Source organism: Mycobacterium sp. NGS50, from assembly GCF_059812545.1.
Genome location: NZ_JCALCW010000014.1, coordinates 1 through 11477 on the forward strand (window position 1 = coordinate 1; position 11477 = coordinate 11477).

An 11477-nucleotide genomic window follows, 5' to 3' on the forward strand; every position below is an offset into this window, starting at 1 on the left:
CATGGTTCCTCTAGTCCCGCGTCTGATGGTGGCGGCACCCGCCTCCGGACACGGCAAGACGACGGTGGCGATCGGGTTGATGGCGGCGCTGGCCGCACGCGGCAGCCGGGTCAGCGGTCACAAGGTCGGTCCCGACTACATCGATGCCGGCTACCACGCGTTGGCCACCGGTCGGCCCGCCCGCAATCTCGACCCCTATCTGGTGGGTGCCGAGCGGATCGTTCCGCTGCTGCTACACGGTGCGGCCGGCGCGGACGTCGCGGTGATCGAGGGGGTGATGGGCCTTTTCGACGGCCGCCTCGGGACGAACGGCGAGGCCTCCACCGCCCACGTCGCAGCGCTGACCGGCACACCGGTCGTGCTGGTGGTCGACATCTCACACGCTGCCCGCACCCACGCCGCCGTCATCGCCGGCCTGGCCGGATTCGACCCGGCGGTACCGGTGGCCGGTGTGGTGCTGAACCGGTCCGGCAGTGCCCGGCATGCCGACGAGGTCGTTGACGCGTTGCGGCCCTCCGGCATTCCGGTGCTCGGGGTGCTGCCCCGCGACGCCGGGATCGAGGCGCCGTCGCGGCACCTGGGGTTGGTGCCGGCTGCCGAGCGCGTCGAGTCCCGGGCGGTCTTGGACCGCTTGACCCGCCTGGTCGAGGAGCACGTCGACCTCGACGCAGCGCTGGCCATCGCACGACAAGCGCCTGCGCTGGCGGGCCGGGCCTGGAACCCGGCCGCCGAGGTGCACGCCGCCTCGCCGGCGCGGCCGGTCGTCGCCATAGCCGGCGGTTCGGCATTCACCTTCCGCTACACCGAAACCGAGGAGTTGCTGCGCGCCGCGGGCTGCGATGTGGTGGACTTCGATCCGCTCACCGACCCCGCGCTACCGCCGAATACTGCCGGTATCTACCTCGGCGGGGGCTTTCCGCAGGTGTACGCGACACAGCTGGCCGCCAACAGCGCGCTGCTTGCCGAGCTGCGCACGGCGATCGCCGCGGGCGTGCCCACCGTCGCCGAGTGTGCGGGGTTCGCCTACCTGTGCCGCAGAGTCGACGGCGTTCCCGGTGTTGGCGTGCTGGCCGCCGCGGCAGCGATGACGCCGCGGCTCACGCTGGGCTACCGCAACGCGGTCAGTCCGGCCGACACCCTGTTGGCGCGCACCGGCGAACGGGTCACCGGGCACGAATTTCACCGCACCAGGGTCACTTTCGATGCACGTGTCAGCCCCGCCTGGGAGTTTTCGGCTGCGTCGGACGGGTTCGCCGGACCGGCCCTGCATGCGTCCTACCTGCACACCCACTGGGCCGGGCATCCGCAGCTGGCCCAGCGGTTCGCCGACGCGGTGCACGGGTTCGCCGGCAGCTGAGCGACGGGGTCGCACAAGATGGCGGCGGCGTGATGGCGAGATAACACAAGCATTTGTCAGTGGACACCTGCCTTTCTCCTCGGCAGGCACCTTCGTTCGTCGTGATCGGACCATGGGCTAGCCGCGTTATCCACAACGTGACCCTGACAACAAGTTTGGGCAGCATGTGTCGGGGCACTGTACTACAATCGAATGTATGTGCGAGCGGTCGGAGCGGGTGTCGTCACCGGAGGTGATCGCGCGCTTCGACGAGCTCTTTCAGCGTAAGTATCCGTCGACGACACCGGTGTCGGGTGCGCTGGTGGACCAGATCTGCGCGTTGTCGCGTGCCGAGAACTGTGCGGCCGCCCAGCAGCTGGGTGCGATCGGTGAACTGTTCGCCTACCGGTTGTCGCGGTGTTCGGACACCGAGCAGTGGGCGATCGACACCGAGGCTGCGGTCAGCGCCGAAGTCGGTGCGGCGTTGCGGATCAGTCAGGGCCTGGCCGCCAGCAAGCTGCGGTATGCCCGGGCCATGCGGGAGCGGTTGCCCGAGGTGGCCAAGGTATTCAAGACCGGCGACATTGACTTTACGATGTTCGCCACCATCGTGTTTCGCACCGACCTGATCACCGACCGCGACGTGCTGGCCGCCGTCGATGCGCGGCTGGCGGTCAACGTGACCCGCTGGCCGTCGATGACGCGGGGGCGGCTTGGCGCGCAAATCGACAAGATCGTGGCCAAGGCCGACGCGGACGCGGTACGGCGAGGCAACAAGCAGCACCATGACCGCGAGATCCGCATCGACGACCTGGTCGATGGCACCTGTGCCATCAGCGGCAGCCTGCTCACCCCCGACGCGCATGCCCTGGACAAGCGACTCGACGCGCTGGCGGCCACGGTCTGCGCCCACGATCCCCGCAGCCGCGCACAACGCCGCGCCGATGCGTTGGGGGCGCTGGCGGCCGGGGCGGATCGGCTGGGCTGTCGCTGCGGGCGGCCCGACTGTGCTGCCCGGCAGCGGCCGGCCGCCTCGCCGGTGTTGATCCACGTGCTCGCCGAGCGCGCCACGCTCGCCGGCACCGGCCTGGCGCCCGGATCAGAGATCGGCGCTGACGGGCTCATCTCGCCGCAGACACTGGCCGAACTGGCCCGCTCGGCGACGCTGGTGCCGCTGGTCCATCCCGGCGACGCCCCGCCCGAGCCGGGATACGTACCGTCGAAGATGCTGGCCGACTTTGTCCGCTGCCGGGACCTGACCTGCCGCTGGCCCGGGTGCGACCAGCCCGCCGTCAACTGCGATTTGGACCATACGATCCCCTTCGCCAACGGCGGCAAAACGCACGCGTCGAACCTGAAATGCTATTGCCGCACACACCATCTGGTGAAGACCTTCTGGGGCTGGCACGACCAGCAGCTGGCCGACGGCACCGTGATCCTGACCTCTCCGTCGGGCCAAACCTACGTCACCACACCGGGCAGCGCGCTGCTGTTCCCCAGCCTGTGCTGGGCCACCGGCGGCATACCCGCCGTAGAAGCCGACATACCGGCACAGTACTGCGGCGAGCGGACCGCGATGATGCCCAAACGCCGCCGCACCCGGGCAACCGACCGAGCGCACCGCGTCGCCGCAGAACGCCGCGCCAACCGCGACCAACGCCACACCCGCCCAGCGGCCACCCCAAGCAACGCCAACCTGCCACCACCGAACACCGACGAGGACCCACCACCCTTCTAGCTGGAAGCGCTGCCGTCGATGCTCCCCAGCGACGTCCCCAGCAAACCGGGCGATGCTGCTCTCCGCGTAGGCGAGAAGCTCGGTCCCGTGCTGCGGTACTCCGACACGGCGCCACCGGAGTAGAACCATTGCAGCGCCGCGAATCTCGTCCGTGGACCGGCAGGTTGATCCAGCGCACGCCACCAGTGAGGCGCGCCGGCGACCCGGCGCTTCTCGAGCTTTCTCGATCCAGCCCCTCCAGCGGTGGCCAGCTGAAGTCCGGCGGCCTAGGGTGAGAACGGTGGTACGCGTCCACGCATGGCCATCGGTAGGGGCTGAGAGCAGCCGAACGAATCGGCATTCTCGGCGGTGCGTCGAGCCGCAACCGCGGATGGACGGCCGCACCGTCCCAGCGGATGGCCGTCCGCGGATACAGGTGTCTCCAGGAGGGTGAATTAGCAGTGGTAACCGAACCCGTCAAGACGTTCTCACGCAAGTTCATGGGCTACGACCCGAACGCGGTTGATACCCACATCGAGATGCTGACCGCCAAGCAACAACTGCTGCTCGACGACGTCGAAAGCCTGCGGGCCAGATTGAAGGAAGCTGGCGACGAGACAGCCGCGTTGCGCAAGGAGGTCGCCTCCCTCACCGAGACTTCAGGCTCTCCTCATGCCATGCAGCAGCGGATGGCGAAGATGCTGCAGCGTGCGGTCGACGAGATTTCCGAGATGCGCGCGGAAGCGCAGACCGAGGCAGCTGCACTGATCGCGGCCGCCGAGGCGGAGGTCGATGCCGAGCAACAAAAGCACCGGGAGTTCCTCGCGGACCTGGCCACGCAACGCGAAGCCATGGAAGCCGAGTACGAGGAAGCCAAGAAGAAGCTCGACGCCGAGCTGACCGACCTGCGCACTGACGCTGAATCGGAGATCGACGCGGCGCGCCAGAGCGCTCAGCGGGAGCGCGAGCAGCTCCTGGCCGAGGCAAAGCAGAACGCCGACGAGTACCGCACGCAGGCCCACGAGGCGATGCACGAGGCGACGCAGCGACGCATCAAGGTGTTGGAACAATTGATGGGCGTATATCACGATCTGGAGGCGGTGCCCACCAGTCTCGAGTCGGCATACCAGGAGCTGGAGGATCCTGCCGAGGAGGGCGTCGTGATGCCATTGGAACGCAAGGCCAGCACCGGATAGGGCCCGGTTCGGTCAGTCGATCGCGACGAAGTGCTCGATGACCGGCTTTGGTTCATAGAACCCGTGCAGCAACTCCCGCCACTGCTCGAATTCCGGCGAGGCCCGGAAGCCCTCGGTGTGCGCCTCGACGGTCTCCCATTCGACTAGCAGCAGGTAGAGGTTCGGCGACTCGATCGACCGGGACAGGGTCAGCCGCCGGAATCCAGGCTGGCAACTGATCAACGGCCGCGCCTTGGCGAACGCCGCTTCGAACGGAACTTCTTCACCGGGCCGTACCGACAGCACACCGTGTTCCAGAATCACGCCGACAATTGTGCCTGAAGGCCGAGCTGCCCTCCGCTCGCCGGGCGTTAGTCCAGCCCCAGCACCCAAACCAGCGCATCCTCGGCGTCATGCACGGTGGCCACCCACGCTGCTCGTGCGGGCCGGCGCACGATAACCGCCGGCAGGCCAAGTTCGTCGGCGGCGAGCATCTTCGGCCAGGTGTATTCACCGCCGGAGTCCTTGGTGATGACGACGTCGGCGCGGTGGTCTTGCAGTAGCGTGCGTTCGCCCGGAAGTCCGTAGGGGCCGCGATCGGTCACCACAGTCCAGGTACGCGGCAGGCTGATTGAGGGCGGTTCGACGACGCGCGCCAGCACCGCACGCTCGTACAGCACCGGGACATAGCAGGCCAGTTGCTGGCGCCCGATGGTCAGGACGGGACGCTGACCCAGCCGGGCCGCGATCGTCGCGGCCTGTTCGTGGGAGTCCGCCCAGTGCCAGGACGGCCGGGCCCGGCCGCCCCAGCCGGGCCGTTCCAGCCGCAGCAGTGGACGCTCGGCGGCGGCACAGGCCGCGGCCGCGTTGGCCGACATCGTCGTCGCGAACGGGTGGGTGGCGTCGACGACGGCGTCATAGTCGGCCAATGCCGCACGCAGACCGTCGATTCCGCCGAATCCGCCGATGCGGACCTCCCCCACCGGAAGCCGGGGATTGGTCACTCGGCCGGCCAGCGATGTGGTCACCTCGACACCCGCCGCCACCAGATGCTCGGCCAGCGCCCGGGCCTCGGCGGTGCCGCCGAGCAGCAGCACGCGTGTCATGGCGCCCCCGGCGCCAAGAACGGCAGTCCGCTCGGCGGCCCACCATGTGCCAACTTCGATAGTGCTGCCACGTCCACGTGCTCCTCGATCAGGTCGGCCAACACGTCGAGTCGGCGTTCCCGTGCCGCAGGAAACGACACAGCTGAGGGCTCCAGGCCGACGGTTTCGGCGAGGAACGCCGTACGCACCGCGTCGTCTTCAAAAGCCCCGTGCCACATGGTGCCGAACACCTGACCGGCCCGGGCGCCGCCAAGGAACTCCTCGACACCGTCGCCGCGGGTGATCCGGCCGTGGTGTATCTCGTAGCCCGCGCGCGGAATTTGCAGCACCTTGTCTGTGCCGAAACATGTTTCGGTATCCAGCAGGCCCATCCCGGCGACCTCACCCGGCGGGCCCTCGATGCCCTCCGGGTCGCGGATCATCCGGCCCAGCATCTGGAAGCCCCCGCAGATCCCCAACACGGGTTTGCCGGCTGCCGCGTGTGCCGCGACGGCCGCATCCAGCCCGCACGAACGCAGCCAGGCCAGATCGCTGATCGTGGCGCGGGTGCCGGGCAGCACCACCAGGTCGGCGTCGCCCAGTCCGCGCGGATCGGAGACGAACACCACATCGATATCCGGTTCCAGACCCAGGGCGTCGACGTCGGTGAAGTTACTGATCCGGGGTAGCCGGATCACCGCCACCCGCCGCGCTCCGGCGCGCGATGAGCGTCGGCCGGCCAGGTCGAGCGCATCCTCGGAGTCCAGCCACAGGTCGGGATGCCACGGCAGGGTGCCGAAGACCCGTCGGCCGGTGACGCGTTCCAGGTCGGCCAGGCCCGGCTCCAATAATCGCTGCTGCCCGCGGAACTTGTTGACGATGAACCCGGCCACCAGCGCCTGGTCCTCCGGCGCGAGCAGCGCGACGGTGCCGAAGAACGCGGCGAACACCCCGCCGCGGTCCACATCGCCGACGACCACCACCGGCAGGCCGGCGTGCCGCGCCAGGCCCATGTTGACGTAATCGCCGGCGCGCAGGTTGATCTCGGTAGGGCTGCCGGCGCCCTCGGCGACGATCACGTCGTACCTTCCGGCGAGATCGTCATAGGCACGGTGCGCGGCCGCGGCCAACTCCGCGCGGCCGTGCATCCAGTTCGAGGAGGACAGCTCACCCCACGGCCGTCCCATCAGCACCACGTGGCTGCGCTGATCACTGCCAGGTTTCAGCAGCACCGGGTTCATCGACGGCTCGGGGGCAGCTCGGGCCGCCAGTGCCTGAATCCATTGCGCCCGGCCGATTTCGGCATACGTGCCGTCCGCCCCGACGCACACCATCGAGTTGTTCGACATGTTCTGCGCCTTGTACGGCGCCACCCGGATCCCCCGGCGGGCCAACGCCCGACACAGCCCGGTGGTGACGACGGTCTTGCCGGCGTCGCTGGTAGTGCCGGCGATCAGCAGCCCTGACACGATGGCTTCCGCACCAGAAACACGTCCATCACCCAGCCCGCGTCCGCTTTCGCCGCGCGACGGGCAGTCGCGATCTCGTCGACCACGTCGGCGACCCGGCCATGCACCAGCCGCTCGCCTGCCGCACCCAGGTTGGCGCCCCACCAGATCGTCCAGTCGTCCAGCCCGGTCAGGTGGAGCCCCTCCGGGTTGAGCATCGCGACGATGTTGTCCTGGCCGGCGGCGACGGCCTCCCCCAGCCGCCGGCCGGTGGTGATGTGCACCGGGCGGCCGACCTCGTGCAGCACGATCCGGTGCCGGGCGGCCAGCAACTGTGGCGCGCTGATTCCGGGGAGCACGTCGAAATCCAATTCCACGCCAAGGTCTTTCACCCGCTGCACGATCCGGATGGTGGAATCGTAGAGCGACGGATCACCCCAGACCAGGAATGCGGCGGTCCCGCCCCGCTGGCGCAGCACCTCCGCGTAGCGCGCCGCCCGGGCTGCGTGCCAGTCCTCGACAGCGCTCTGGTAGCCGGTCGTCGTCAATTCCGCGGACCGGTCACGGGGCGAGTCGGCGACGGTGATGATCGGGACTGAGCCGGCGTACGTATCGACGATGCTGCGCCGCAATGCCAATAGCCCGTCCTGGTCGCCTTTGGCCCCTTTGTCGGCAGCCAGCACGTAGTCGACCGACCGCAGCGCCTCGGCGACCTCGGCCGTGACCTGCTGCGGCCCCATTCCGACGCCGAGGATCCAAACCTGCATACCCATCAGCGGTCCTCCAGGTCGCCTTCGACGTCCAGGTAGGCCCGCTGCAGGGCAGCCATCGTCGCCGGATCCGGCTGTGCCCACAGGCCCCGGTCCGCGGCTTCGGTGAGGCGCTCCACGATGCCGTGCAATGCCCACGGGTTGGACTTGTCGAGGAACTCGCGGGTGGCCGGGTCCAGCACGTATTCCTGTGCGAGTTTTTCGTACATCCAGTCATGCACGACTCCGGCGGTGGCGTCGAAGCCGAACAGGTAGTCGACAGTGGCGGCCAGTTCGAACGCACCCTTGTAGCCGTGCCGGCGCATCGCGGAAATCCAGCGCGGGTTGACCACCCGGGCACGGAACACCCGCGCGGTCTCCTCGGCCAGGGTGCGGGTGCGGACCGCGTCCGGTGCGGTCGAATCGCCCACGTAGGCCTTCGGGTCGGCGCCGGTCAACGCCCGGATGGTGGCGATCATGCCGCCGTGATAGACGAAATAGTCGTCGGAATCGGCGATGTCATGCTCTCGGGTGTCGATGTTCTTGGCCGCGACCTTGATCCGCCGGTAGTTGGTGCGCATGTCGTCGCCGGCCGCGGCGCCGTCCAATCCGCGGCCGTAGGCGAACCCGCCCCAGGCGGTGTAGACCTCGGCGAGGTCCTTGTCGTCGCGCCAGGTACCGGCCTCGATCACCTGCAGGATCCCGGCTCCGTAGGAGCCGGGCGCGGAGCCGAAGACCCGGGTGGTAGCCCGGCGCAGGTCGCCGTGATCGGCCAGGTCGGCGCGGGCGTGGGCGGCCACGAAGTTCGCCTCGTCGGGCTCGTCGAGAGTCGCCACCATCTGCACCGCGTCGTCGAGCATCGTGACCACGTGCGGGAAGGCGTCCCGGAAGAATCCTGAGATCCGCACCGTCACATCGATTCTGGGGCGGCCGAGCTCCTCGCATGAGATCACCTCGAGCCGCGACACCCGTCGGGACGCCTCGTCCCATTCCGGTCGCACCCCGAGCAGGGCCAGCACTTCGGCGATGTCGTCGCCGGAGGTGCGCATCGCCGAAGTTCCCCACACCGACAGGCCCACCGATTCCGGGTAGGTGCCGGTGTCGTCGAGGTAGCGCCGCACCAGCGAGTCGGCCATCGCCTGCCCGGTCTGCCACGCCAGCCGGGACGGCACGGCGCGCGGGTCGACGGTGTAGAAGTTGCGTCCGGTCGGCAGCACGTTGACCAGGCCGCGCAGCGGCGACCCGGAGGGGCCCGGTCGCACGAACCCGCCGGCCAGCGCCTGCAGCACCGCATCCAGTTCGGCGGCGGTGCCGGCCAGCCGCGGAACTACTTCGGTGGCAGCGAATCTCAGTACGCGCGACACTTCGGGATCGGTATGCAGCGCGTCGGCTGCGCCCACCGCCCAGTCCGCGGCCTCCATGGCTTCCACCAGTTCGCGTGCCCGGCCCTCGATCTCGTCCACCGCCGCCGCAGGAGCGTCGTCTTTCAGTCCCAGCGCGGCCCGCAGCCCGGGCACCGCGTGGTCGACCCCGCCCCACACCTGCGGCGCGCGCAGGATCGCCAGCACCAGGTTCACCCGCTCGGGGCCGACCGGCGCGCCGCCGAGTACATGCAGCCCGTCGCGGATCTGGGCGTCTTTGATCTCGCAGAGCCAGCCGTCGACGTGCAGCAGGAAGTCGTCGAACTCTTCATCTTCGGGCCGCTCGTCGAGCCCCAGATCGCGGTGCATCTCCGCGGCGCGCATCAGGTTCCAGATCTCGCCGCGGATCGCCGGCAGCTTCGCCGGGTCCATCGTCGCGATGTTGCCGTACTCGTCGAGCAGCTGTTCCAGCCGGGCGATGTCACCGTAGGATTCCGCCCGCGCCATCGGCGGAATCAGGTGATCGACGATGGTGGCGTGCGCCCGCCGCTTGGCTTGGGCGCCCTCGCCGGGATCATTGACCAAAAACGGGTAGATCAGCGGCAGGTCGGCGATCATGGCGTCGGTCGCACAGGCGGAAGACAGCGCCGCGGTTTTGCCGGGCAGCCATTCCATCGAGCCGTGCTTGCCCAGGTGTATCACCGCGTGCGCACCGAAACCCCTGCCCAGCCAACGGTACGCGGCCAGATAGTGGTGACTCGGCGGCAGATCCGGGTCGTGGTAGATCGCCACCGGGTTCTCGCCGAATCCACGCGGCGGCTGGATCATCAGCACGATGTTGCCGGATCGCATTGCGGCCAACACGATCTCACCGTCGTCGTTGACGAAAAGCCTGCCGGGCGCCGGACCCCACGCCTGGGTCATCGCATCGCGCAGTTCCGCCGGAAGTTCGGCGGTCCACTCGGCGTACTGCGCTGTGCTCACGCGCACCTGCGCGTCGGACAACTGCACGGCGCTCAGCCAGTCCTCGTCCTGCCCGCCCGCCTCGATCAGGGTGTGAATCAGCCGGTCCCCGGCCAGCGTTTCGTCATCGATGTCCAGCACCCCGAATCCGTCGCCGACGTCGTAGCCGGCGGCGGCCAGCCGGTGCAGCAGCCGCACCGCCGACGCCGGGGTGTCCAAGCCGACCGCGTTGCCAACCCGGGAATGCTTGGTGGGATACGCCGACAGCACCAGCGCCAGCTTCTTCTGTGCGTTCGGCACCCGCTGCAGCCGGGCGTGCTTGACCGCCACGCCGGCGACGCGACCGCAGCGCTCCGGATCGGCGACATAGTGCGGCAGCCCGTCGTCGTCGATCTCCTTGAACGAGAACGGCACCGTGATGATGCGGCCATCGAATTCGGGGATGGCGATCTGGGTCGCCGAATCCAGCGGGGACACCCCGTCGTCGTTGCTTTCCCAATCCGTCCGCGACGACGCCAGGCACAACCCCTGGAACACCGGGATATTCAGCGCGGCGATCCGCTCGACGTCCCAGGCGCCGTCGTCGTCCCCGGCGCCGACCGTGGCGGTGGCGTTCATCGCGCCGCCGGCGGCCAGCATGCACACCACCACGGCGTCCAGCGTGGCCAGCGCGTCGAACAGCTCGTCGGGGGCGTTGCGCAGTGACGCCGCGAAGATGGGTATACCGGCCGCTGCGCCGACCGCATCGATGGCGTCGGCCAGCGCGTGGGCGAAGCCCGCGTTGCCGCTGACCTCGTGGGCCCGGTAGTACAGCACCCCCACCCGCACCGCGTCCGCAGCCTCGGCCGGCTCGCCCCTTTCCCGCTGGGCGTATCCCCATTCCGGGATCACCACCGGCTCGTGGAAACCCTCCCCGGTCAGCAGCACTGTGTCGCACAGGAACGCATGTAGCTGGGCGAGGTTGGCCGGCCCGCCCTCGGCCAGGTAGGCGTGCGCCTGCGCGGCCACACCGATCGGGACCGTCGAACACTCCATCAGCTCGGCGTTGGGTGCGCGCTCGCCTCCGAGCACCACCAGCGGCAGCCCGCGTTCGCGGACCACCGCGAGTTCGCTTTCGATCTCGGCGGATGATCCGAGCACCCGCAGCACCACGACGTCGGCGCCGTCCAGCACCGGTTCGATCGGTTGGCGGGCCGGGTTGCCGAGCCGGAATGTCGCGCCACTGGCGCGTGCGGACAGCAGGTCGGTGTCCGAGGTGGACAGCAGGGCGATGCGTCGCATAACGAGGGTCCTCCCGAGGGGTTCGCGCCCCTTGTCGTCGGATGCCCGCGGCCAGTATCTGACTTGGAACACGCCCCCAACACGCGCCCCTCACAGTGGCGGAACCGTCCCGGATTTCCACCGGGTTCCTGTTTGCCACGAGACGGCGGCCAGCCTAACGCAGCGAACATGCGAGAATGTCGCCGGTAAGGCGATGACGACATGAGGAAGCCGGTGCAATTCCGGAGCGGTCCCGCCACTGTCATCGGGGAGTGACCCTCAACAGCCACGGCCCGCCACGTGTGGGGCTGGAAGGCGAGGCGAACAGTGATCCGAGAGCCAGGAGACTCACGTCATCGCGTCCTGCGTACCGGGGCGGTGTA

At 69.0% G+C, this 11477-nt stretch carries 8 protein-coding genes and 2 riboswitches; of the genes, 3 read left to right on the forward strand and 5 right to left on the reverse strand.

The window, feature by feature from the left end; genetic code table 11:
- Nucleotide 1: 1 nt before the first annotated feature.
- The 3 genes from AC5Y36_RS11830 to AC5Y36_RS11840 all read left to right on the forward strand — a co-directional run bounded on the left by AC5Y36_RS11830 (nt 2) and on the right by AC5Y36_RS11840 (nt 4249).
- A complete protein-coding gene (locus AC5Y36_RS11830; RefSeq protein WP_500041099.1) occupies nt 2-1357 on the forward strand; it encodes a cobyrinic acid a,c-diamide synthase CobB in 1356 nt (451 codons plus the stop codon).
- 196 nt (nt 1358-1553) lie between these two features.
- Nucleotides 1554-3074 carry an HNH endonuclease signature motif containing protein gene (locus AC5Y36_RS11835; protein ID WP_500041100.1) on the forward strand — a complete coding sequence of 507 codons (1521 nt, stop codon included), beginning with the start codon at nt 1554-1556 and terminating at the stop codon, nt 3072-3074.
- Nucleotides 3075-3514: 440 nt separating this feature from the next.
- The gene (locus tag AC5Y36_RS11840) at nt 3515-4249 is read left to right on the forward strand and encodes a cell division protein DivIVA (protein ID WP_500041101.1); all 735 of its coding nucleotides are present in this window, start codon (nt 3515-3517) and stop codon (nt 4247-4249) included.
- Nucleotides 4250-4261: 12 nt separating this feature from the next.
- On the opposite strand, the gene AC5Y36_RS11845 is transcribed toward AC5Y36_RS11840, so the two are convergent.
- The 5 genes from AC5Y36_RS11845 to cobN are packed head-to-tail and all read right to left on the reverse strand — an operon-like array spanning nt 4262 to nt 11115.
- Entirely contained in the window at nt 4262-4552 is a 291-nt protein-coding gene (locus AC5Y36_RS11845) for an antibiotic biosynthesis monooxygenase family protein (RefSeq protein WP_500041102.1), read from the reverse strand.
- Nucleotides 4553-4599: 47 nt separating this feature from the next.
- Nucleotides 4600-5334 carry a cobalt-precorrin-6A reductase gene (locus AC5Y36_RS11850; RefSeq protein ID WP_500041103.1) on the reverse strand — a complete coding sequence of 245 codons (735 nt, stop codon included), beginning with the start codon at nt 5332-5334 and terminating at the stop codon, nt 4600-4602.
- Nucleotides 5331-6782, reverse strand: coding sequence for a cobyric acid synthase (locus AC5Y36_RS11855; RefSeq protein WP_500041104.1), 1452 nt, complete (start codon nt 6780-6782; stop codon nt 5331-5333). The genes AC5Y36_RS11850 and AC5Y36_RS11855 overlap by 4 nt, the downstream gene beginning before the upstream one ends.
- The gene (gene cobF, locus AC5Y36_RS11860) at nt 6767-7534 is read right to left on the reverse strand and encodes a precorrin-6A synthase (deacetylating) (protein WP_500041105.1); all 768 of its coding nucleotides are present in this window, start codon (nt 7532-7534) and stop codon (nt 6767-6769) included. Before cobF ends, AC5Y36_RS11855 begins: the two co-directional genes overlap by 16 nt.
- Entirely contained in the window at nt 7534-11115 is a 3582-nt protein-coding gene (gene cobN, locus AC5Y36_RS11865; protein ID WP_500041106.1) for a cobaltochelatase subunit CobN, read from the reverse strand. The genes cobF and cobN overlap by 1 nt, the downstream gene beginning before the upstream one ends.
- A gap of 32 nt (nt 11116-11147) precedes the next feature.
- A riboswitch (cobalamin riboswitch) is annotated at nt 11148-11278 on the reverse strand.
- A riboswitch (cobalamin riboswitch) is annotated at nt 11275-11464 on the forward strand. (Overlaps the previous riboswitch by 4 nt.)
- The last annotated feature ends 13 nt before the right edge of the window (nt 11465-11477 follow it).

Excerpts from the sequence above, each read along its gene's own strand:
- cobF (WP_500041105.1), bottom strand. The coding sequence starts at position 7,534 with ATGGGTATGCAGGTTTGGATCCTCGGCGTCGGAATGGGGCCGCAGCAG.
- AC5Y36_RS11835 (WP_500041100.1), top strand. The coding sequence starts at position 1,554 with ATGTGCGAGCGGTCGGAGCGGGTGTCGTCACCGGAGGTGATCGCGCGC.
- AC5Y36_RS11830 (WP_500041099.1), top strand. The coding sequence starts at position 2 with ATGGTTCCTCTAGTCCCGCGTCTGATGGTGGCGGCACCCGCCTCCGGA.
- AC5Y36_RS11850 (WP_500041103.1), bottom strand. The coding sequence starts at position 5,334 with ATGACACGCGTGCTGCTGCTCGGCGGCACCGCCGAGGCCCGGGCGCTG.
- cobN (WP_500041106.1), bottom strand. The coding sequence starts at position 11,115 with ATGCGACGCATCGCCCTGCTGTCCACCTCGGACACCGACCTGCTGTCC.